This is a genomic window from Paenibacillus sp. P32E, from assembly GCF_001909085.1.
Classification (GTDB): Bacteria; Bacillota; Bacilli; order Paenibacillales; family Paenibacillaceae; genus Paenibacillus_AQ; species Paenibacillus_AQ helianthi.
In genome coordinates, this window is the sequence record NZ_LVYY01000006.1 from 152,407 (window position 1) to 176,841 (window position 24,435).

The 24,435-nt window shown below is 51.0% G+C and carries 15 protein-coding genes, 1 pseudogene and 1 riboswitch; of the genes and pseudogenes, 14 read left to right on the forward strand and 2 right to left on the reverse strand.

From position 1 onward, the window contains the following. Nucleotides 1–349 precede the first annotated feature (349 nt). The 3 genes from A3848_RS07620 (at nucleotide 350) to A3848_RS32820 (ending at nucleotide 7,544) form a co-directional block, all read left to right on the forward strand. Entirely contained in the window at nucleotides 350–697 is a 348-nt protein-coding gene (locus A3848_RS07620; RefSeq protein WP_074084356.1) for a YciI family protein, read from the forward strand. Nucleotides 698–744: 47 nt separating this feature from the next. After that, nucleotides 745–1,224, forward strand: a complete 480-nt coding sequence (locus A3848_RS07625; RefSeq protein WP_074084357.1) for a VOC family protein — start codon at nucleotides 745–747, stop codon at nucleotides 1,222–1,224. Between the two features lie 815 nt (nucleotides 1,225–2,039). Then, nucleotides 2,040–7,544 carry an InlB B-repeat-containing protein gene (locus A3848_RS32820; protein WP_074084358.1) on the forward strand — a complete coding sequence of 1,835 codons (5,505 nt, stop codon included), beginning with the start codon at nucleotides 2,040–2,042 and terminating at the stop codon, nucleotides 7,542–7,544. 111 nt (nucleotides 7,545–7,655) lie between these two features. Here the strand turns inward: A3848_RS32820 and A3848_RS33545 are convergent. Beyond that, a pseudogene (locus tag A3848_RS33545) lies at nucleotides 7,656–7,874 on the reverse strand (transposase); the annotation flags it as partial. Between the two features lie 242 nt (nucleotides 7,875–8,116). Then, nucleotides 8,117–8,303, forward strand: a riboswitch (cyclic di-AMP (ydaO/yuaA leader). 145 nt (nucleotides 8,304–8,448) lie between these two features. Here A3848_RS33545 and A3848_RS07635 point away from each other — a divergent pair. From A3848_RS07635 to A3848_RS07680, 10 genes are all read left to right on the forward strand, one after another. Beyond that, the gene (locus tag A3848_RS07635) at nucleotides 8,449–9,021 is read left to right on the forward strand and encodes an NfeD family membrane protein (protein WP_074084359.1); all 573 of its coding nucleotides are present in this window, start codon (nucleotides 8,449–8,451) and stop codon (nucleotides 9,019–9,021) included. 22 nt (nucleotides 9,022–9,043) lie between these two features. After that, the gene (locus A3848_RS07640; RefSeq protein ID WP_074084360.1) at nucleotides 9,044–10,465 is read left to right on the forward strand and encodes a flotillin family protein; all 1,422 of its coding nucleotides are present in this window, start codon (nucleotides 9,044–9,046) and stop codon (nucleotides 10,463–10,465) included. A 196-nt stretch (nucleotides 10,466–10,661) separates the two neighbouring features. After that, nucleotides 10,662–13,043 carry a GH36-type glycosyl hydrolase domain-containing protein gene (locus A3848_RS07645; protein WP_074084361.1) on the forward strand — a complete coding sequence of 794 codons (2,382 nt, stop codon included), beginning with the start codon at nucleotides 10,662–10,664 and terminating at the stop codon, nucleotides 13,041–13,043. A 52-nt stretch (nucleotides 13,044–13,095) separates the two neighbouring features. After that, nucleotides 13,096–14,322, forward strand: a complete 1,227-nt coding sequence (locus A3848_RS07650; RefSeq protein ID WP_074084362.1) for a GGDEF domain-containing protein — start codon at nucleotides 13,096–13,098, stop codon at nucleotides 14,320–14,322. A gap of 613 nt (nucleotides 14,323–14,935) precedes the next feature. Then, complete coding sequence (locus tag A3848_RS07655; protein ID WP_074084363.1) at nucleotides 14,936–16,675, forward strand: peptide-binding protein; 1,740 nt, start codon at nucleotides 14,936–14,938, stop codon at nucleotides 16,673–16,675. A gap of 117 nt (nucleotides 16,676–16,792) precedes the next feature. Continuing rightward, entirely contained in the window at nucleotides 16,793–17,764 is a 972-nt protein-coding gene (locus A3848_RS07660; RefSeq protein ID WP_074084364.1) for an ABC transporter permease, read from the forward strand. Nucleotides 17,765–17,766: 2 nt separating this feature from the next. Continuing rightward, entirely contained in the window at nucleotides 17,767–18,741 is a 975-nt protein-coding gene (locus tag A3848_RS07665) for an ABC transporter permease (RefSeq protein ID WP_074084396.1), read from the forward strand. Then, nucleotides 18,708–19,724: an ABC transporter ATP-binding protein gene (locus tag A3848_RS07670; protein WP_074084365.1), complete on the forward strand. Its 1,017-nt coding sequence runs from the start codon at nucleotides 18,708–18,710 to the stop codon at nucleotides 19,722–19,724. Before A3848_RS07665 ends, A3848_RS07670 begins: the two co-directional genes overlap by 34 nt. After that, nucleotides 19,721–20,743, forward strand: coding sequence for an ABC transporter ATP-binding protein (locus tag A3848_RS07675; protein WP_074084366.1), 1,023 nt, complete (start codon nucleotides 19,721–19,723; stop codon nucleotides 20,741–20,743). Before A3848_RS07670 ends, A3848_RS07675 begins: the two co-directional genes overlap by 4 nt. A 164-nt stretch (nucleotides 20,744–20,907) precedes the next feature. Continuing rightward, nucleotides 20,908–21,561 carry a M48 family metallopeptidase gene (locus A3848_RS07680; protein WP_074084397.1) on the forward strand — a complete coding sequence of 218 codons (654 nt, stop codon included), beginning with the start codon at nucleotides 20,908–20,910 and terminating at the stop codon, nucleotides 21,559–21,561. Nucleotides 21,562–21,617: 56 nt separating this feature from the next. Here the strand turns inward: A3848_RS07680 and A3848_RS07685 are convergent, their stop codons facing one another. Next, on the reverse strand, nucleotides 21,618–22,202 hold the full coding sequence (locus tag A3848_RS07685) for a GNAT family N-acetyltransferase (protein WP_074084367.1): 585 nt from the start codon (nucleotides 22,200–22,202) through the stop codon (nucleotides 21,618–21,620). Between the two features lie 284 nt (nucleotides 22,203–22,486). Here A3848_RS07685 and A3848_RS07690 point away from each other — a divergent pair, with 284 nt between their 5' ends. Continuing rightward, on the forward strand, nucleotides 22,487–24,418 hold the full coding sequence (locus A3848_RS07690) for an asparagine synthase-related protein (RefSeq protein ID WP_074084368.1): 1,932 nt from the start codon (nucleotides 22,487–22,489) through the stop codon (nucleotides 24,416–24,418). The last annotated feature ends 17 nt before the right edge of the window (nucleotides 24,419–24,435 follow it).

The window sequence follows — 24,435 nt, forward strand, 5'->3', positions numbered from 1 at the left end:
TGACTCTCCTTTCCTTTTTGAGCGTATACTCCGCGAGGTGAAAAGGTCAGCGATATGTATAAGGGTAAAGATCCTGTAGATGTAATTCTAAAGATTAAGACGGAAGAAATGCAAAAATCCACAATCTCATGCGGTTGTGGATTTACATGGTGGAGTCGAACGTTCCTGCATCCCTTTCCAGTAGGCCAATTCGTTTTTTGTTCTGTTAGAACTTATACGGTTTCGGGGTTATTTTAGCAATCCATAAGAAATGAAAGTCAGCCTTTGTTCTATAATGAAGGGGAACGTCTTAAGATTTGGGTCATGGGGAACGCTAGAAGCTAAGGCTAGAAGCCAAGGAGGCAAGTCAATGAACAAATTCCTGTTCGTATTCCGTATGGATATCACCACCCCGGAAGCGCAGCCGACGCCGGTGCAAATGCAAGGTTACATGGAGCAGTGGGGAGAATGGACCAGCAGTCTTGCTGCACAGGACAGACTTGCAGCAGGCGGGAATCATCTATCCGCCGAAGGCAGAGTGCTGCGGCCCCATGGCATAACAACGGATGGACCCTACACTGAGCATAAAGAATCCATGGCCGGGTATATCCTGGTTAACGCAGTGGATATGGAGGAAGCGGTTCAGCTTGCGAAGGGCTGTCCGATTCTGCTCGGTGAGGGGACCAGTGTCGAAGTGAGACCCGTTGCCGGAATGTAGAACAGCAGAACGTTCCAATGCACAACAACATTTAGGAGGGATCTGTAATGCCGAAAATTGTCACGAATCTATGGTTCGATACGGAAGCGGAAGAAGCGGCGAAATTCTATACCTCAATTTTTAAAAATTCCAAAATCTTGAATACCTCTTATTATGGAGAAGGCGGCAGACGTCCTGCCGGATTGGTGATGACTGTAACGTTTGTACTGGACGGACAGGTCTACACTGCACTCAATGGTGGCCCGGAGTTCAAATTTACGGAAGCGATCTCGCTGATGGTGAACTGCGAAGGGCAGGAGGAGGTCGACGAGCTGTGGGAGAAGCTGTCCGAAGGCGGCTCGGAAGGGCCGTGCGGTTGGCTGAAAGACAGATACGGTTTGTCCTGGCAGATTTTCCCGGCCGAAGCGGGGAGATTGCTGAGTGATCCGGATCCTGTCAAAGCACAAAGAGTCATGCAGGCGATGCTCCAGATGAGCAAGCTGGACATTGCCGCGTTAGAGCGGGCTCGTGAGGGCAGCGGAGAATAGCTCTGAGAAATAGACAACTGGAATAGAAGTGAACAAAGAGCTGTCCCGCGAGTGATATGCTCCCCATATAGTAGACAGGTGAAATAATAAAAACCTGTTACTGTATGGGGAGCATTTTTATGGAACGAAAGAAGTTTACAGCATTCGCCGAGGAACTTCACATCGAAGCTATTCCGCGTAGCTATAAACACCTCGGAAATCCAATCCTTCCATTCTTTTTGCTCTATTTGAAGGAAGATACTCCATAATAGGTATAGTGAATTTATCGGGCCTGATCTATCTTGTTAACAGCATGAAGAGATATGGGGGAAGGGCTAGATCATCTTGTGGGAATCGCTGGGCGGTTTTACTCAAAACATACGAAAGGAATACGTCAAAATATAGAAGGTGAAATCCAACTGTACAAAGAAATTACATATATATATATATACGTACCAGGAAAGGTAGGGAGTTTTGCCGAACAATTTTGAAAAAGTTAAGTGTTTCCCGACTTCCTAACAAATGATGAGGGTGCAAGGAAACCCTTGTCCGATCTTATGTTGTATAGGGGCTAAATCAAGCCACCCGTAGAATGGGTGATACTGTGACTAACTTCAGTGGAGGTAATTATGACTAATAGTTTAAGGCGAAAAGCAAGAATTCTCAGTTCGCAAGTAAACGTAGTAAAGAAGGTTTTTATCCTCGTATTGGTTCTTGTATTTGGAACGAACACGTTAATGATTGCAAGTGCTAATACTCCCGTAAACGGAAGTACAGATTTCAATTCAGTTAGTGGACCGATCATCATATCTGGATCGTCTACTGGTTCAGGACTAATGGCTACTGATATTAATGGATATGATTTTCTGCTCAAGTCAAGCAGCGCAACAAATTGCTACATTGGTGCAGAATTCCTAACAGGTCAAACCAATCTTATCAGCGGAGCGACCAATGATGGAACTCCATTATCCTACATGGAAGTGTCTTCAAACAGCGGGAAAATATTTGATCTCCAGTCCGTAGATATTGCAATGTCTGGTGTAAGTTTGGGGACAAATGGAAATATTCAACTTATAGGATATGTAAATGGCTTAGCCGTTTCTGGAGCAGTCATGTCTCTAACTGTAACCGATGCATATCTTGGAGGACAACTTGTTACTTTTAATGTATCTTCCAATACTAAATTTGTAGGTATTGATAAATTTCGTATCCAGACCGATGGATCTTATCAAGTTACCGGGGCTTTTGGAATCGACAATATCAATGCAGTTAATTTCAGAAACACAAACACTGCACCTGCTTTTATTGGTGTAACAACCAGTTTTATCGTAAATCAAGATTCAAGTGCAACAGATATCAAAGGTCTGCTTCATGTAAGCGATACTGATCCCAGTCAGGTAGAGACATGGTCACAAAGTACGCCGCCAAATCATGGGACACTCAATTTCTTAAGCGCAACAGCAGCCAGTGGCAGTACTGATATTGCACCGGGAGGAACCATTACCTACACACCTGCCAGCGGATATGCAGGGACTGACAGTTTTACTGTTCGAGTTAGTGACGGTACGTCAACTGCGACAAGGACAATTACAGTTACAGTGAATGCCAATCCGACCTACACCGTAACGTATAACGGAAACGGCAGCACTGGCGGTACGGTTCCGACCGACAGCAACAGCTATCCGCAGGGGAACACCGTGACGGTGCTGGGGAACACCGGAACGCTGGTGAAGTCAGGGTATACGTTCGCCGGCTGGAACACCGCTGCTAACGGAAGCGGCACCAACTACGGGGCGAATGCCACCTTCAGCATGGGCACGGCGAATGCAACTCTCTATGCGAAGTGGACAGCCAATCCGACCTACACCGTAACGTATAACGGAAACGGCAGCACCGGCGGTACGGTTCCGACCGACAGCAACAGCTATCCGCAGGGGAACACCGTGACGGTGCTGGGGAACACCGGAACGCTGGTGAAGACGGGCTATACGTTCGCAGGCTGGAACACCGCCGCTAACGGAAGCGGCACCGACTATGCGGCGAATGCCACCTTCAGCATGGGCACGGCGAATGCCACCCTCTATGCGAAGTGGACGGCCAATCCGACCTTCACCGTAACGTATAACGGAAACGGCAGTACCGGCGGTACGGTTCCGACCGACAGCAACAGCTATCCGCAGGGCAACATCGTGACAGTGCTAGCGAACACCGGAACGCTGGTGAAGTCGGGCTATACGTTCGCAGGCTGGAATACCGCCGCAAACGGAAGCGGCACCGACTACGCAGCCAATGCTACCTTCAGCATGGGCACGGCGAATGCCACCCTCTATGCGAAGTGGGCGGCCAATCCGACCTATACCGTAACGTATAACGGAAACGGCAGCACCGGCGGTACGGTTCCGACCGACAGTAACAGCTATCCGCAGGGGAACACCGTGACGGTGCTAGGGAACACCGGAACGCTGGTGAAGACGGGCTATACGTTCGCAGGCTGGAACACCGCCGCTAACGGAAGCGGCACCGACTATGCGGCGAATGCCACCTTCAGCATGGGAACGGCGAATGCCACGCTCTATGCGAAGTGGACGGCCAATCCGACCTTCACCGTAACGTATAACGGAAACGGCAGCACCGGTGGTACGGTTCCGACCGACAGCAACAGCTATCAGCAGGGGAACACCGTGACGGTGCTAGGGAACACCGGAACGCTGGTGAAGACGGGCTATACGTTCGCAGGCTGGAACACCGCCGCTAACGGAAGCGGCACCGACTACGGGGCGAATGCCACCTTCAGCATGGGCTCGGCGAATGCCACCCTCTATGCGAAGTGGACGGCCAATCCGACCTTCACCGTAACGTATAACGGAAACGGCAACAGCGGCGGTACGGTTCCGACCGACAGCAACAGCTATCCGCAGGGCAACACCGTGACAGTGCTAGCGAACACCGGAACGCTGGTGAAGTCGGGCTATACGTTCGCAGGCTGGAACACCGCCGCTAACGGAAGCGGCACCGACTACGCAGCGAATGCCACCTTCAGCATGGGCACGGCGAATGCCACCCTCTATGCGAAGTGGACAGCCAATCCGACCTTTACCGTAGCCTATAACGGAAACGGCAGCACCGGCGGTACGATTCCGACCGACAGCAACAGTTATCAGCAGGGGCACACAGTGACGGTGCTGGGGAACACCGGAACGCTGGTGAAGACGGGCTATACGTTCGCAGGCTGGAACACCGCCGCTAACGGAAGCGGCACCGACTACGCGGCAAATGCCACCTTCAGCATGGGAACGGCGAATGCCACCCTCTATGCCAAGTGGACAGTCAATCCGACCTTCACCGTAACGTATAACGGAAACGGCAGCACCGGCGGTACGATTCCGACCGACAGCAACAGTTATCCGCAGGGGAACACCGTGACGGTGCTAGGGAACACCGGAACACTGGTGAAGTCGGGCTATACGTTCGCGGGCTGGAACACCGCCGCTAACGGAAGCGGCACCGACTACTTGGCGAATGCCACCTTCAGCATGGGCTCGGGGAATGCCACCCTCTATGCGAAGTGGACGGCCAATCCGACCTTCACCGTAACGTATAACGGAAACGGCAACACCGGTGGTACGGTTCCGACCGACAGCAACAGCTATCAGCAGGGGAACACCGTGATGGTGCTAGGGAATACTGGAACGCTGGTGAAGACAGGCTATACGTTCGCAGGCTGGAACACCGCCGCTAACGGAAGTGGCACCGACTACTTGGCGAATGCCACCTTCAGCATGGGCACGGCGAATGCCACGCTCTATGCGAAGTGGACAGCCAATCCGACCTTCACCGTAACGTATAACGGAAACGGCAACACCGGTGGTGCGGTTCCGACCGACAGCAACAGCTATCAGCAGGGGAACACCGTGATGGTGCTAGGGAATACTGGAACGCTGGTGAAGACAGGCTATACGTTCGCAGGCTGGAACACCGCCGCTAACGGAAGTGGCACCGACTATGCGGCGAATGCCACCTTCAGCATGGGCTCGGCGAATGCTACCCTCTATGCCAAGTGGACAGTCAATCCGGCCTTCACCGTAACGTATAACGGCAACGGCAACACCAGCGGTACGGTTCCGACCGACAGCAACAGCTATCAGCAGGGGAACATGGTGACGGTGCTGGGGAACACTGGAACGCTGGTGAAGACAGGGTATACGTTCGCAGGCTGGAACACCGCTGCTAACGGAAGCGGCACCGACTACGCGGCGAATGCCACCTTCAGCATGGGCTCGGCGAATGCCACCCTCTATGTGAAGTGGACGGCCAATCCGACCTTCACCGTAGCGTATAACGGAAACGGCAACACCGGTGGTACGGTTCCGACCGACAGCAACAGCTATCCGCAGGGGAACACGGTGACGGTGCTGGGGAACATCGGAACGCTGGTGAAGACGGGCTATACGTTTGCAGGCTGGAACACAAAGGCGGACGGAAGCGGTATGGATTACACGGTTAGCGGTAGTTTCGCGATGGGAATGGCTAATGCCACCCTCTATGCGAAGTGGACGGCCAATCCGAGCTTCACCGTAACGTATAACGGAAACGGCAACACTGGCGGGACGATTCCGACCGACAGCAACAGCTATCAGCAGGGGAACACAGTGACAGTACTAGGGAACACCGGAACGCTGGTGAAGACAGGGTATACGTTCGCAGGCTGGAATACCGCCGCTAACGGAAGCGGCACCGACTACGCGACGAATGCCACCTTCAGTATGGGCTCGGCGAATGCCACCCTCTATGCGAAGTGGACAGCCAATCCGACCTTCACCGTAGCGTATAACGGAAACGGCAGCACCGGCGGTACGGTTCCGACCGACAGCAACAGCTATCAGCAGGGGAACACGGTGACGGTGCTAGGGAACACTGGAACACTGGTGAAGACAGGGTATACGTTCGCAGGCTGGAACACGAAGGCGGACGGAAGCGGCACCGACTACGCGACGAATGCCACCTTCAGCATGGGCACGGCGAATGCCACGCTCTATGCGAAGTGGACGGCCAATCCGACCTTCGCCGTAACATATAACGGAAACGGCAACACCGGCGGTACGGTTCCGACCGACAACAACAGCTATCAGCAGGGGAACGCGGTGACAGTGCTGGGGAACACCGGAACGCTGGTGAAGTCGGGCTATATGTTCGCAGGCTGGAACACAGCTGCTAACGGAAGCGGCACCGACTACGGGGCGAATGCCACCTTCAGCATGGGCTCGGCGAATGCCACCCTCTATGCGAAGTGGACGTCATCAAATGCGCAGTTGTCCAGCTTGTCAGTGGATCAGGGGACATTGACACCAGCATTTACAGCAGCAACTCTGAAATATAACGTGAATGATGTAGCTAATTCGGTTTCAAGCAGCAATCTTTCTTTTACCACAGCGGATTCCCATGCGACGTTTACCGTTTCGGGAGCCGTGTACAGTTCCCTAACGGGCAATATGTATACCTATAGAGCCAACAACTTACAGGTGGGCGCGAACCTGATTCAGATTAGCGTAATGGCCCCAGACGGTACTGGCAATACGTATATGGTAACTGTGAATCGGGAGGATGTATCAAGGTTACCATCACCGGGTGGTCCGCCGGCGGACAGTATAACGCCAACAGTGACACCTGGACCTACGAAACAAGAGGTTGATGTATTCAATAGCGGCATTGTTAATGTAATAAACTTAGTTAATGCTTTCGAGTCCAAGGTAGAGGAAGCTAAGAAATCTAATGTTAAGGTTGAACTTGCTGATACGAAAGGGCACTGGGCCGAAAAAACTATCGATACTTTCGTAAAGCTCCATGTGATTGAAGGTTACAACGATGGTACGTTCAAGCCGGATGGTGAGATTACGCGCGCTGAATTTGCAGTGATTCTGAGTCGGGTATTCGATATCAAAAGCGGCAACAATACTGGTGTTGCATTTAAGGACGTTGGCAGTCACTGGGCGAAAGGCGCCATCGAGAAGCTTGCAGAGGCAGGGGTTATCAGCGGCTACGAGGATGTTACGTTCAAGCCAGATAAAACAATCACCCGCGAGGAAATGGTTATCCTTTTGTCCCGCATCTTAAACCTTAACAACGTAACGAAGGACACCACCAAAGGCAATTTCAATGACCTGAAGGGTTCCTATGCAGCAAACGAGATCAAAGCTGAAGCACAAGCTGGTATCATAAACGGCAAAGCAGATGGGAAATTTGATGCTAAGAGCAACGCCACACGCGCAGAAGCTCTGCAGATCATCCTGAATGCGCTGAAGCTCAACCCGCAATTGAAGACGCTGTTGGATTCACTTAACTAATGCCGGTTCTCCGAAAAAAAGGGGCTGGCCCAAAAGTGGATTTTCTATGGCGGAAGGCAGTTCTCTTCATTCTTAAAACCACAAAAAGTGAGCAGAGCAGCGATTCTCCTGTTATTGAAGGATCGCTGCTCTGTTTTTTTGGTCATGGGTGGCTTGCTTTAGCAGATTATGGGTAAGGGAAAGCCATCCTACCTCAAGCGTCACTTTCTCCATACCGCGAAGTAGAAATCGCCGGAAGCCCCGGTTGCAGTTGTCCAAATACACTTTCCGGTTCCGTCATTTGACGCACGGCCAAGCGTAACCTTTCTCACTCCGTAGAATTTCCCGGCTGCTGCCAACACCGTAAGCGCCTAAGGTTTATAGTGCGTGCGGCCTTGGCTTTGGACGATTGGGACAGCTTGCGAGAAATGGAGCAACAGTGAGCAAATCATCGGCCGAATAAGAGTGAAACCAAAGAATGCGCCTTCATTCGCGGAGGGGAGGCGTTTTTGGCTTCTTTTGTCATCCCGGACGTTTTACAATAAATGCCCACAGGCGTAAGATTCAAATCAACAACCGAATGTAAGTTAACTGTTCTCATATGGCTGAATTCCGTAATTGGGAACGGGGGAACCAATGGTGAATGCGGCTTTTGCACAGTCAGCTGCCGCTCACCCGGGGTGAATCCCTGCTGCGTGCTGAAAAGCCGCTGTGGCAGGGTAGGGCAATCTCGCTGCCCGAATCCGTCAGCTAACCCCGTAAGCCTCGAAGAGAGAGGATGAGCGCCATGATCGATTAACCGACCACGGAGAGCCCTGCCGCTTCTGTGGTCTTTTTGTTGTGTGTGCAGGAAGGAAAGGCAGTCTGTACAAGGAACTAGAAATCTCATAACAACGATAATTAGAGACATTAAGGGTTATTTAAAATGCTCTATTATAAATGCTTCAAAGGGGGGATTCTTATCGTTACTGTATTTATCGTGTGCTTCTGGGTTGGACTAATACTCCTCCTCAGCGGCGGATTTCATGGGCATGGCCTGGCGGGTCATCTGCATGCGGGCGGCGGCGATGCCGGTGGACCCGGCTTTGTACCCATACTCCCTCTGATGGTGTTTGTCACAGTCTGGGGCGGTACAGGTTACGTGCTTGCCCGGTTCAGCGAAATGAGGATGCTCGCAGTGGTGCTGATTTGTACCGTGCTCGCTCTGCTTCTGGGCTGTGTGATGTATGCGGTGCTGGCCCGGGTGATGACCCGGTATGACAGCAGCATGAATGAACTGGATTACGAGCAGGCAGGGCAGCTCGGGTACATCAGTATCCCTGCAGCGGATGGGGCGGTCGGGGAAATGAAATATGTACTGCACGGAACCATGCGCTCCATTGGAGTACGGGCAGAATCCGGCCAGCAGCTTGATAAAGGCGACAGGGTTATTATTTTGAAGGTGAACAAAGGAATGGCGGCAGTCACCCTCTTCGAGAGGGATATCGATCAATTATAATTCACGGGGAGTGTCAATCCGAATGGTTATTCTGTATGTAATCGCGGCAATTGTTGTTGTTATTCTGCTGGCCTTGTTCAGTATCGTGAACTCTTATAAAAAGGTTCCGCCCAATCAGGCGATGATTGTGTACGGCCTTGGCGGCAAAAGAGTGGTCCAGGGCGGCGGGACATTCGTCATCCCCGGCTTCCAGAACAATAAGACCATCTCTATGATGTTGATGAGCTTCGACGTCATCCCGGCGCAGGCGATGTTCTCCAAGCAAGGCATCAAGCTCAACCTGGAGGCGGTGGCTCAGATTAAGATAAAAAGCGATCCTACCGCTATTCTGACTGCCAGTGAGCAGTTTATCGACCGGCCGGAGGAAGACCGCGAGACGATTATCCTGCATTCGGTGGAAGGCCATTTGCGCGGCTTAATCGGACAATTAACAGTGGAATCCATTCTCAAGACTCCTGACGAAATCAACAGCAAGATGCGGGAGACCTGCTCGGAAGACCTCGACAAGATGGGACTTGAGGTAGTCAGCTTCACCATTAAGAAAATTACGGATGACAAAGGATATATCGACAATATGGGGGTTCCGGAAATTGAGCGCATCCGGCGGGATGCCAGCATCGCCAAGGCGGAAGCGGAACGCGACATTCAGATCAAGCAAGCCGAGGCGGAGAAAGAATCCTCCATTGCCAAAGCTAATGCGCATCAGGCCACCATTGAAGCAGGAACTGCCGCCCGCGCCAAGGAATCTCAGTTTGAGAAGGAATTGAACATTAAGCAGGCGGACTTTAAGCTGGAGACTGAAGTGAAGAAAGCACAGGCGGATCTTGCATACGAATTACAGCAGAACAAAATCAAGCAGTCGCTGGTTACCGAGCAGGTCAAGATCACGCAGATGGAAGCGGAGGCGAACCGGACCGTCCGGGAAATCGAAGTTGAGCTGAGACAGAAGGAGCTGGAGGCAACGGTGATCAAGCCTGCTGAGGCGGAGAACCAAGCTACGATCATGAGAGCGGAAGCCGCCAAGCAGCGGCAGATTCTTGAGGCGGAAGCAGAGGCAGCCACCACGACCAAACGGGGGCTGGCAACAGCGGAAGCAGAGCTGGCGAAAGGGAGAGCCAACGCAGAAATTGTTCAACTGGCTGGAGCGGCGGAAGCAGGGGCACTGGAGAAGAAAGCCGAAGCGTACAAACAGTTTACGCAAGCCGCACTCACAGTGGAATTCTTAAAAGTTCTGCCAGAGCTGGCTGAAAAAATCGCTTCCCCGCTGGCCAAGGTCGATAAGATTACAGTGATTTCACAGGATGGGGCTTCATCCGGGGTGAATAAAATCACCGGTGATATCGCTAAAATCATGGCCCAGGTTCCTGAATTGACCCAGTCGCTTACCGGCATGAATTTTACAGAGGCGCTCAGCGGGCTGCTTGGCCGGAATAAAGAGCAGTAATTCTATAGCGTTATACCATACTATAATACTTCCTACTGTAGAACAGCAGGGGGTGCCCCACTTAGGGGACATCCCCTTATTTTGCTGCTGCCGAGAGCGTTACCACTCCACAATGTACTATCTCTTCTATGACAGTTATACTAAAACTACTATGTGATTTAGGATGAATAACGGGTGAATAAAGGGAGGATACATGATGATTAGAGCCACACAAGACAATGAATATGTTGAATTGACGAGTCCCACTCAGCTCCCCAAAGCTTCAGGGTTTCTATGGAACGAGAAGATGATGATTCACGTCAATTGCCGCGGATATGCGGTCGCGCAGTTTATGCAGCCAGAGCCTGCCAAGTATTCCTATGCGCCGAATCTGGAAGCGAAGACCTTCATGCAGCCGGAGCAGCCCTACTATGCCCATCATCCCGGCCGGTTTCTCTATGTGAAGGATGAAGAGACGGGTGAGATTTTCTCGGCACCGTATGAGCCGGTTCGTGTTCTGCCGGACCAATACACGTTTGCTGTAGGGAAACACCATATTGTCTGGAAGCTTGAGCATCTTGGCATTGCTGTGGAAATGACGCTCAGCCTGCCCAAAGACGAGGCCATGGAGCTATGGCGGGTGAAGGTGAAGAATCTCTCGGACCGGAAGCGGAAGCTCAGCATCTATCCTTATTTTACAGTGGGCTACATGTCGTGGATGAATCAGTCGGCGGAGTATCATGAAGAGCTGCAGGGGATGGTCTGTTCTGCGATTACCCCATATCAGAAATATCAGGACTATGCGAAGATCAAGCAGCTGAAGGACAAAACCTTTCTCCTTGCCGATCAGCCGCCGCGCGCCTGGGAAGCCAGCCAGGAAGCTTTTGAAGGTGAAGGCGGGATTGGCATGCCATCGGCCGTTCAGCAGGAGGAACTCTCCAAAGGGGATGCCCGTTATGAGATGCCGCTGTGTGTCCTGCAATACAGTCTGGAGCTTACGCCTGGTGAAGACAAGCTCTACCGCTTTATTTTTGGTCCGGCCAAAACAGAAGAGGAGATCGCGCAGATCCGCCAGCAGTATTTCCTGAATGCGGCTTCCGGCAGTGAGGATGGATTTGCTGCGGCGGAGCGGGAATATGCGGGATATATACAGGAGGGCAAAGGCTGCATCGAGATTAAGACGCCTGATCCTGAACTGGACAACTTTGTGAATCACTGGCTGCCCCGGCAAATGTATTATCATGGACAGACCAACCGCCTGACGACAGACCCGCAGACCCGGAACTATCTCCAGGACAATATGGGAATGAGCTATATCAAGCCACAGATGGCAAGAAATGCGTTTCTCACGGCGTTAAGCCAGCAAAATGCAAGCGGTGCCATGCCGGACGGAATCATTCTGCATGAAGCGGCTGAGCTGAAGTACATCAATCAGGTTCCGCATATGGATCATTGTGTCTGGCTGCCCATTTGTCTGAGCACCTATCTGGATGAAACGAATGATTACACCATTCTGGAGGAAGAGGTTGCTTTTGCGGGCGGGGAAGAGACGGCTACCGTATATGAACATATCAACCGGGCGATGTTCTGGCTGATGGAGGCAACGGATGAGCGCGGTTTGAACTATATCGACCAGGGCGACTGGTGTGATCCGATGAACATGGTGGGCTACAAAGGCAAAGGCGTCTCCGGCTGGCTGACCATGGCATCCGCATATGCCTTCATGATCTGGGCGGATATCTGCGGTACTAGCGGACGACCGGAGATGAGCAGGAAGCTCACTGCGGCGGCGGATGAGGCGAATGTGGTCATTAATCAATATCTCTGGGACGGCAACTGGTATGCCCGGGGAATCACCGATGATAATGTGGTATTCGGCATCAGTAAGGATACGGAGGGGCGGATTTTCATTAACCCTCAAGGCTGGGCTCTGCTGTGCGGGGCTGCGGATGCCTCGAAGCAAGAGAAGCTGATGCGTGCGGTCAAGGAGCAGCTGGAAACCCCTTATGGGCTGGAAAAGCTCGCGCCATCCTACACTGCCATGCGTGAGGATGTGGGCAGAGTCACGCAGAAGCATCCGGGAACCGCCGAGAACGGGGCGGTGTATAACCATGCAGCAGCCTTTTATATCTATGCGCTTTACGCCGTGGGTGAACCGGATGATGCCTTCCGCCTGCTGCGCAAAATGATCCCCGGACCAGACCCTGAGGATCTGATCCGACGCGGCCAATTGCCTGTGTTCATCCCCAACTATTATCGGGGGGCTTACCGACAGTTTCCGCGTACCGCCGGACGTTCCAGCCATTTGTTCAATACAGGGACGGTGCCATGGGTATACCGCTGCCTGATTGACGGTCTGTTTGGGGTACAGGGGAATGAGGAGGGAATCCGCATCCATCCTCAGCTTCCAGCATACTGGGAAGAGGCGTCGGTCAAACGGAGCTTTAGAGGGGCCGATCTGCATGTTGCGATGAAACGGGAGGCGGGTGTGACTGCTGTAGAAGTGTATGTAAACGGCAGCCGCATCGAAGATGGCATAATCAAGAATGTGGAAGCTGGCAGGGTATACGACGTTTTGGTGAAGCTGCCACCTCAATAAACCGATATAATAGGGAGCCACAGAAAAACTCCATGAAGGGAATTACCTAAGCTTGAGAACGACCATTACAGCTTTCTTTTCCAGAGCCATACCCTTGTTTCTCATTGCGGCAGCCTACTTTTTGTCTACCCGTACGAATGCCATGTCTGATTCACAGCTGGCGGCGGCGAGTCTTTCTCCGTATGTTATTTTTGGCGTGGGGGCCATATTATCCTGGAAGTTTAACCGTAGCCGGGAATTCTACATTCTGATTATTCTGGCGGTTTGCCTGGCCTCCACAACCTATTTACCGGAAATTCCGGGTATGGCAGTGCGGAAGGAGGATATCTATTCTATTATCTGTCTGGTGATTCCATTGAACATTGCGTTGTTTTCGTTTTTTAAAGAGCGGGGCATCATCAGTTTATGGGGCAGCCTTCGGATCGCTCTGATCTTGGCAGAGTGCCTGTTTCTGTTCTGGCAGATGAAATCAGGGGACAGCAAATGGCTTAATCTATTGAATACAGATGTTGTACCTGTAAATCTTCACGACGTCACTCCCATACCGCAGCTGTCTGTTATTGCATTTGTCGTCACTTTAGCTATTCTGCTAGTCAGGTTAATCGTATACCGGTCCTCATCACAGGAAATTTCATTCATCAGTGTCCTGCTAGCCATGTTTTACGTGCTGGATCAGAGCAGCAGTCCGCTGCTGTATTCGATATTTTTTGCCGTTTCAGGGGTGGTTCTCATTCTTTCGATCATTCAGGATTCGTATTCGATGGCTTTTTCCGATGAGCTTACCGGATTGCCTTCGCGGCGGGCGCTCAAGCAGGACATGATGAAGCTGGGCTTTAACTATACCATTGCGATGCTGGATATTGATTTCTTCAAAAAATTCAATGACACCTATGGACATGATACCGGAGATGAAGTGCTAAAGCTGGTGGCATCCACCTTACAGGACGTTACCGGCGGCGGGAGAGCCTTCCGCTATGGCGGGGAGGAATTCACGATTCTTTTTCCGGGGAAAAACATCAATGATGTGCTCCCCCATCTCGAAGAGCTGCGGGACAAGATATCCAAGCGGGCCTTCACCCTGCGCGCCAAAGGCAGATCCAAAAGCAAATCCAAAAAAAGATCTGCCAGCACAAAAGCCACTAAGCAAATCTACATAACTGTAAGCATCGGGGTTTCTCAGAAGAACGAGAAGTACAAAACCACGGAAAGCGTAATGAAATCAGCGGACACCGCCCTATACCGCGCGAAGAAAAAAGGCAGGAATTGTGTGAGTAAATAGAGGGGGGCAATTACGTCTGGAGTGGCTGGCGGACATCGACGTAAAATTTGGTATAAATATACGATAGAGCCAAATCGGGCTACATTATTTAAGAAAGCGAACAGCGGATAGGCGGATAGCCTCTCATCGCGGTTCGCTTCTTTTAATTATGAAAAAATGTATATTCACAAATGAAAACATCACATAACGTTTACATTAATAATTTAATAGTTCGTGATAGAAACCTATATCCTTTTAACTATTAATGGAATTAAAAATCTAAATAGGAAATGTAATGGGTTTGTAAGGCGATCTAATACATATAATAGAAATAATACAAGGTAAAAAACGGATAAAAAAGATATTGACGTAAGAAAATTTAACATGTAATATAAACCATAATTTATATGGGAAACCTTACCTCCTCAAGTGCTGTTCCTGCAGTTTATTGACCTTCGGTCTATTCTGGGGATAGCGACTGAAGGGGTAAGAGATTCCTTGTAAGGTATTGTTACATACCTTGAAGACCGATGTTGTGATTTACACAAGGGAGGTTGAACAAAGGGGTACATTGGAACCTGATGGCATTGACGGTTTACGTTACACGGATCTAACAAAAGGAGGAGTAAATTTAATGGCGAAAAAGAGAAAATGGTGGTCTGGTTTACTGGTTCTATCTCTTGTAGGAGTTCTATTCACAGGTTGCAGTACAAATAACACTGCAACTAATTCACCGAGTGCTACAGCAGAGAGCTCTGCTCCTGCCGCAAGTGAAGCCCCCGCTGCTTCTAAACCGGCTGCAGATGGACCGGTTGATGGCGGTACGATAGTTATGAGCTCTTTCTCCGATATCGTAAATATTAATCCCCTCATGATTAACGACACCTCTTCCGGTGATGTAGCAGAATTCGTATTTGCGAAGCTCTATGATCTGGACCGTCAGGGCAATGTACAAGCAGAACCTTGGTCGCTGGCAGCAGCTGTACCGGAAATCTCCGCAGATGGACTGACATACACCATTAAATTGAAAGATACGATCAAATGGAGTGATGGTCAGCCTATTACAGCCGATGACGTGGTGTATACCATCGAAACGGCCAAGAATCCGGAAACCGGATCACCGCTTACAAGTGCTTTTGACAAAGTGAAGACCGTAGAGAAGGTCGATGACCACACTGTGAAAATTACGATGTCCAAGATTTATGCGCCTTTCCTCTACGCACTTTGCCAGGCTATTGTACCAGCGCATATTCTGAAGGATGTAGCACCGAAAACCATGCAAACCAATGCATATGGTACTGACCCGGCCAAGACCGTCACAAGCGGACCTTGGAAATGGACCTCCTGGAAACAGGGCGACAGCCATACCCTTGATGCTGATCCCAACTACTGGGGCGAAGTTAAACCTCACATTGCACAGGTGGTTTATAAAATCTATGCCGACCAGAATACCGAAGTTCAAGCTCTCCTGAAGGGCGACACAGACCATATCAGTGCTATTCCGGTTACTCAGGTTGAAGCGGTCAAAGCTAACGACAAGATCAATATCATCCAAAAGCCAGGCGCTCAGTACGAATATGTAATGTTCAACTTTGATTCGAAGAACTTCAAAGACAAATACGGTCTGTTCGCTGGACAGAAGACCAGACAGGCCATTGCACACGCACTGAACCGCCAAGGGATGGTCGACAACATTCTGAAGGGTGTCGGCGCGCTGATGAACGCACCGTTCCTGCCAGGTACCTGGGCTGATCCGGGTGATGCAGCTGTTAACTATGATTACAATGCCGAAACAGCTAAGAAGCTGTTGGCAGAAGACGGATGGGTTGCCGGCAAGGATGGTATTCTCACCAAAGACGGACACCGTTTCTCCTTCGAACTGCAATATAATGCGGGCAACAGCCGCCGTGAGCAGGTTGCTGCTGTCATTCAGCAGAACCTGAAAGAAGTCGGCATTGAGGTAACACCAAAAGCCATTGACTTTGCAGCCTGGATTGACCAGAACGTAACACCGGGTAAATTCCAAGCGTTGCTGTTAGCGTGGTCCCTGAACACTCCGGACCCGGATTCAGAGAGCGTCTTCTCCTCCAAATACTTCCCGCCTGCTGGACAGAACAGCGGCTGGTATAAGAATGAGAAGCTGGATAAGTTGTGGGTAGATGGATATTCTACTGTTGACCAAGCGAAGCGTAAAGAAATTTATAAAGAAGTAGGTAAAGAAATCTCTACTGATCTGCCTTACGTGTTCCTGTATCAATATGGTCAAGCCATTGGTACGGGCCCTAGAGTTCATTGGGCAGACGAAGATGCTCCAGAGCCGTCACTGGGCTATGGACAGTACTTCCATGCTCTCAAATGGTGGGTAACCAACTAAACAAACAGACACAGGAAATAGAATTACGGGGGAGGAAAGAGAATTCTCTTTCCTCTTCTCCTTTTGTCATAAGGGAGTTCCGGGTTCTATGTCTTACCATCTCTAGGAGGACATTTGATGACAGAATATCTGATCCGTCGCGTACTGCAATCAGTGCTGGTAATCTTTTTGATTACTATAGTTACCTTTCTTCTTATACATGCGGCCCCCGGAGGGCCGACCCAGGTGATGCTGTCCCCTGGTCTTTCACCGGAAATATTCAAGCAGCAAGCGCATAATTTGGGTCTGGATAAACCTATCTATATTCAGTATATTCGCTGGATCGGCGACCTGCTGCAGGGCGATCTGGGGTATACCTTTAAAAATCATCTCGCGGTATCCGATCTGTTGTTGCCTCGTATCGGCAACACCTTCATTCTGATGGGAGCAGCTTGGCTGGTGTCCCTGATCATTGCGATTCCCTGGGGCATCTACAACAGCACCAAGGTATACGGATTATCTGACCAGTCCGCATCCTTCATCTCCTATATCGGCTTTGCGATGCCGACGTTCTGGTTCGGAATCCTACTGCAGCAGTGGTTCTCTCTGAAGCTGGATTGGTTCCCCTTATCGGACATGCACACACGGGGCAAAGAAGGGGACATTGGTGATTTATTCATGCACCTTGTGCTGCCGATTACCGTTCTGGCCCTTGGTTTTCTGGTGTCTTATATGAAATATGCGAGAGCAAGCATGCTTGAAGTGCTGGATCAGGATTATATCAGAACAGCACGTGCAAAGGGTGTTAAAGAACGCAAGGTCATTTTCCACCATGCGCTGCGCAATGCACTTATTCCAATCATTACGGTTCTGGGAATGGATCTTCCAATATTGGTGGGAGGGGCCGCATTAACCGAGAGTGTATTCAACTGGCCGGGTATGGGCCGCTTGTACGTGCAAATGGCGACCCAGCGTGAATATTCAGTACTTATGGCCATAACCATCGTAACGGCAGTTATGGTTGTACTGGGCAATCTGCTGGCGGATATTCTGTATGCGGTAGTAGACCCTCGTGTCAAGCTTAGCAAGCAAGGAGGCAAGGCGGCATGAGTATAGGGCAATCACAACTTCCGACGGATTCATTGAAAGTGGAACAAGGGCTGCCGGCGGCAGAGCTTAAGAGACCTCCCGGTCCTTGGGTCATCCTGTGGAAAAAGTTCTCACACAACCCATATGCTATGAGCGGGCTTTTCGTTCTGCTCTTTTTCATCATTGTGGCGATTCTTGCTCCTGTTCTAACCAAATATAAACCAGACGCCATTGACATGATGTTTCCCAACCTGAAGCCCGGAGCTGAAGGACATCTTTTGGGGACGGACGAACTGGGCCGCGACATTCTCACCCGATTATTGTACAGTGCGAGAATTTCCCTGAGTATCGGATTTACAGTAGCCTTTGCTTCAGTAGTCGTCGGTTCGATTGTCGGCGCAATTTCGGGTTACTTTGGCGGCTGGGTGGATACGATTTTCATGCGTATAGTTGACGTGACGAACTCCGTGCCTACGCTCTTCCTTAACATTCTGGTGCTGGCCATTTTCGGTTCAGAGGTTAAGTATATGATCCTCATTCTGGCCTTAACCAGCTGGATGAGCATTGCCCGTCTGGTCCGGGGGAATTTTTTGCAGCTTAGGGAGATGCAGTATGTTGAGGCTGCCAGAGCGATTGGGGTATCGAACTGGGGGATTATTTTCCGCCACCTGCTTCGCAATGCGAGCTTCCCGATTATTGTGAATGCGACTCTGATGGTCGGCGGGGCGATTCTAAGTGAGTCTGCACTGTCCTATTTGGGGCTTGGCATTCAATCTCCGGCCACAAGCTGGGGCCTTATGCTCAGTAATGCACAGGAATTCATGCTGATAGATCCGCTGCAGGCCGTGTATCCAGGGTTATGTATCCTGCTTGTGGTGCTGGCGGTTAACTTTATCGGCGATGGTATCCGGGATGGACTGGATCCCAGACAGCAAGTGACCAAATCCCGGAGGAGGCTGGACAAATGGCGGAAAAATTACTCGAAATCCGGAAACTGACCACCGGCTTTATCACAGAGAAGGGGATGGTAAAAGCAACCGACCAAATCTCCATTGCAGTGGATAAAGGTCAAACGGTGTGTCTGGTAGGTGAATCCGGCAGCGGTAAAAGTGTCACTTCACTCGCTATTATGCGGCTTATCGATTATGCAGGCGGGATGATTCTCGAAGGCAATATTAACTTTCACGGCCAGGATCTCGCTGCCAAGACGCAGGAGGAGATGCGGGTAATCCGTGGCAACAAGATCGCTATGATCTTCCAGGATCCGATGTCCACATTGAATCCGGTATTCACGATAGGGGATCAGATTGCCGAAAGTCTGCAGCTTCATCAGAATAAAAATGCCAAAGAAGCTGCAGAGATGGCTGTTGGCCTGCTGAAGCTGGTTGGTATTCCGGCACCGGAAATCCGGGCGAAACAGTATCCGCATGAGCTGTCCGGCGGGATGAGCCAGCGGGTGGTTATCGCTATTGCCCTCGCTTGTAATCCTGAGCTGCTGATCGCCGATGAGCCTACTACAGCCCTCGATGTTACCGTTCAGGCTCAGATTCTGGATTTGCTGCGCAAGCTTCAGGCCGAGCTTGGCATGTCCATTCTGCTGATCACCCATGATATGGGTGTTGCGGCTGAAATTGCGGACCGTATTGCTGTTATGTATGCGGGAGCGATTGTAGAAGAGGGCACGGTAGAAGAAATCTTTGATCATCCCAGCCATCCGTACACCATTGGTCTGCTGCAATCCATTCCCGGCTTTGAGGGAGGACGCGGCGGAGAACTGTATACGATAAAAGGAACGATTCCGCCCATTGGCCAGCTTCCGACAGGCTGCCGCTTTCATCCGCGCTGTCCGCATGCGATGGAGGTCTGCAGTATGAAGGAGCCGCCGGATTTCATGATTACGGATGATCACCGTGCGGCCTGCTGGCTGTTTCAGGGTAAGCCGGTTCAAGCTGACAACAAAGATGAGGTGAGACAAGCATGACGAATGACACGGCAGTCCAACCGATGATGGAGACAACCTCCACCGCTGAAGTTCTGGTGGAGGTGAAGAATATCAAAAAATACTTCCCGATTACTAAAGGTCTTCTTAACCGGACCGTGGGGCAGGTAAAGGCGGTAGACGGTGTTTCCTTGTCTATCCGCAAAGGGGAAACCTTTGGACTCGTTGGTGAATCCGGCTGCGGCAAGTCTACCTTTGGACGCGTACTGCTCAGACTGCAAAGCGCTACTGGAGGAGAGGTCCTGTTTGGTGGCCAGGATATCCACTCTTTGAGCCATCAGGATTTGCGGAAGCTGCGGGAGAAGATGCAGATTATTTTTCAGGACCCTTTCGGGTCTTTGAATCCGCGGTTTCTGGTCAAGGATATTATTGGAGAGCCGCTGCGTATTCACCGGAGCATGTCGGCCAAGGAAATCGACGCCAGAGTCGTGGAGCTGATGGAGCTGGTGGGCCTCGATGCATCGCGGAGAAACCGTTACCCGCATGAATTCTCGGGCGGACAGCGCCAGCGGATCGGGATCGCACGTGCGATTGCGCTGAATCCTCAGTTCATTGTTGCCGACGAAGCGGTATCGGCACTCGACGTTTCGGTGCAGTCCCAGGTAATTAACCTGCTGATGAAGCTGCAGAAGGAGCTTGGTTTGACATTCTTGTTCATTGCGCATGGCCTAAATGTCGTCCGTCACATCTCGGATCGTGTAGGCGTCATGTATTTGGGTAAAATGGTTGAAGTCGCAGAGACCGAGGCTTTATTCGCCGCTCCATTGCATCCATATACAGCAGCGCTGCTCTCGGCTATTCCCAAGCCGACGCCAAGACGGAAGCAAGACCGGATTGTGCTGCAGGGTGATGTTCCTTCACCGGCAAATCCGCCTTCAGGCTGCCGGTTTCACACCCGTTGTCCGATGGCCCAGGAGAAATGCCGCCAGCAGGAGCCGCAGCTTGAGGAGTTGCTTCCCGGCCGGATGGTGGCCTGCCACTTTCCGCTGGCCACTTCGTGATCCCGCGGATGCCAATAAAATCATAAATATGGCATGAAAAGAGGGGATGTTTCAGAAGCCGTTATCCGGCTGCGGAAACATCCCCTCTTTGATCATGCTTCATATCTAGAGTGAATTCATGCTAAGCTTAAGAGAAATGAAATCATACAGAAACGATGGTGGCTATGCAGATTCAACTTGGAGAACAGACCTTGCAGCTTCATATTCAATATGGCAAACGGAAGAAAATTTCCCTGCAGATTGATATGGTGGGGCTTGTTATTGTTAAGGCGCCTACGGGCACAAGCGAAGAGATGATTCGGAGTAGTGTACAGAAGCATCAAGAGTGGATTCTGGAGAGTCTGCAGAGGAATGCGGCGGCCCGGCAGCTTCCGGCTCCCAAGGAGTATCAGGAGGAAGGGCGGTTCCTGTACCTCGGGAAGGAAGTTCTGCTGCATGAATTGATTGAGACCGGCGAGCGGGATGCGGAGAAGCTGAAGCTCGAGCTGAAGAAGTTCTATTTTACCAGTCTGAAAAAAATCGTTGCCGAGCGGATCACCCGGTATCAGACGGTGCTGAAGGTGAAGCCCAAATCCATTGAAATCGTAGAGTCCCGAACCAAATGGGGAAGCTGCAGCGCGGATAAAAAGCTGACCTTCAATTACCGGCTTGCCATGGCACCGCCCGAAGTGATCGATTATGTGATTATCCATGAGCTGTGCCATCTGCTGCATATGAACCATGACCGGTCCTTTTGGCGCCGTCTTGGAAGTGTAATGCCGGATTATAAAGAGAAGGAGGCTTTTCTGGCGCGGCAGGGTCAGTTTATGACACTTTAGCTGATAAATGTATTCGGGTACTTGAGTTCAAGCTCCTGCAGCGTAACTCCCCCTTACTAGTACTCCATTCCACGGACCTTCGAGAAGATCATAGTATCTCTTAACGCTCCATCCACATCACATTTGTCGTTTCGGATGATGCCTTCCAGGGTGAAGCCCAGGCGCCCGGCCACCCGTGCGCTCTGCGTATTGCGCGAGTCACACCGGATTTCGATCCGGTTAGCGCCCAGCTCTCTAATCGCATAGTCCGTAATGGCATCTACGGCCTCGCTGATATATCCTTGCCTGCTGCAAGATGTCCGCACCCAATACCCGATCTCGAATTTGCGCGTCTGCCAGTCTATCCGGTGCAGCCCGCTGCTACCCACGAGTTGACCGGATTCCTTATGATATAGAAGCATTCTGAGGTCTTTTCGCTCCATGAATTGCAGATGCGACCGCCGGATGCTGGCCTCGGATTCCTGAACAGTCGGCGGGACTTGTGCCCAAGGCATCCATGGACTCAGTTCTGCAAGACTTTCGTGAACCGCCTCGTTGACAGCGGCTCCGTCTCCCCACTGTGCTGCACGAATCAGTAGACGATTACTTTCGAAGTTCTCAGGGATATTCAATAAAATTGGATTTATACCAGCAGGTCCCATGGTCTCAGCTCCCAGAAAATGTTACTGATTAACATAACATATGGTTTATCCGGTTTTCAATCGGATTGATTACAGTCTTTTTGCCTATGTCTATAACATGCATGTCTAAAGTTGTCAATACGCTAAAGGATACCTAAAAGTACCCGCTGGTGTTATTCACAATGAATGGGATGGGGGTTATCTTATATATAAAGAAATGTTCTTAATTAAGAACCAGTAAAAAAGCTCCAATCGGTGCTTTTTAGAAGCACGGGGAGGCTTTTAAATCAGGTGGGGGCCTTACCATGAGCGCGATCGCCGGAATCTATCCATTGCAGCATGAACCTCTGGACCCGGAACTGGGCCCAGCCCTAATGCAACAGCTTGACCGCTATCCCGCTGATGAGCTCAGGACGTGGCAGAGCAAAGACATTTTCCTGGGCTGCCTGTCCCAGTGGGTCACGCCACAATCCCTCGGAGAGACACTTCCCTTTTATGATGCTGAGCGGAAACTGGCTATTACGGCTGACGCAATTATTGATAACCGGGAAGAGTTGTTCGAGCGGCTTCAGGTGCCGCGGGGGGATAGAGTCTCTATACCGGACAGTCTGCTTATTCTGCTCGCCTATGAGAAATGGGGCGATCAGGCACCGGTTTATCTGGTCGGTGACTTTGCCTTTATGATATGGGATGAACGGAAGCGTGCGCTGTTCGGAGCCAGAGATTTCTCCGGGAACCGGACATTGTACTTCCTTCGGTCCAGGGGGCTCTTATCTTTCTGTACCGTCATTCATCCACTCCTGTCGATGCCAGGGGCGGACCGGACCCTGAATGAGGGGTGGGCCTCCGAGTTCCTGGCGATCCATACACGGACAGATGTCTCGGACCTATATTCCACAGTCTATCAATCCATCGAACAACTGCCACCGTCCCATTCTATTTCCGTAAGCGGCGGAAATATCTCGTTCTCCCGCTACTGCACTCTGCAGGCTCCACCCGAGCTGCGGCTGCGGTCAGACCAGGAGTATGAGGAAGCCTTTCGTGAGGTGTTTGGGCAAGCGGTCCGGGACAGGCTTCGGACACACCGCGCAGTTGGAGCTAACCTGAGCGGGGGGCTTGATTCCGGCTCGGTAGTCAGCTTTGCAGCTGCAGAGCTTCGCCGCCAGGGCCAGCCGTTACATACCTTCAGTTCCTATCCGGTGGATAACTTTGTCGATTTCAACATCGGCAAACGTGTCGCCGACGAGCGTCCCTATATTCAGGAAACCATCGATCATGTGGGGAATATTCAGCCCAACTTTTTGAATTTCCCCCATCTGAGTCCTTACAATGACATTGATGAGTGGCTGGATATTATGGAGATGCCCTATAAATTTATCGAAAATTCCTACTGGCTAAAAGGGATCTTTGAACAGGCGCAAATGAAGAACATTGGCGTGCTGCTCAGCGGACAAAGAGGCAACTGGAGCATATCCTGGGGACCTGCGCTGGATTATCAGGCCAAGCTGATTCGTGAATTCCGCTGGATCTCCTTTTACCGGGAAAACCGGAAGTACAATGAGTCGATGGGTGCAAACCGCAAGAAGGTATTTCAAATTGTCGGTAAAAAAGCCTTCCCGGCCCTGACCCAGCTGCTGCCGGCTAAGCAGCACGAAGCCCCTCCTGATCTGATTCACCCCGATTTCGCGAGGCGTACAGAAGTGGAGGAACGGCTTAGGGTGCTGGGGATAAACAGCGGATCTTCCCAGACCATCTATGATATCCGGCGCAAGCATTTTGAACAGCCGCATGTCTGGAATGTGAATGGTACGGTAGCGACAAAGCTGTCGCTGAAATACCGGGTGTGGGATCGAGATCCCACGAATGATCTGCGTGTTATCCGCTTTTGCCTGTCTGTTCCGGAGAGCCAATATGTACAAAATGGGGTGGATCGTTCACTGATCCGCAGAGCGATGAAGGGATTACTGCCTGATGAGGTGCGTCTGAACCGGAAGCGGCGCGGCGTTCAGGGGGCGGACGGGATTTACCGTATGCTCCCGAAATGGGAAGCCTTTCTTCAGGAGCTCCGGGAGATGATCAAGGACCCTCGCACCTCCGCCTACCTTAATAATACCGGGCTCGCCGAATGTTTGAATCGGCTGGGTAGTGAGCCCGCACCAAGTATGATTTTCAACTCGGATTTTCGCCTTCTGACACGTGGACTTGTGTTTTATCGTTTTCTGAAGCGTTTGTCCTGAGAGTGCAATGCTTGAAA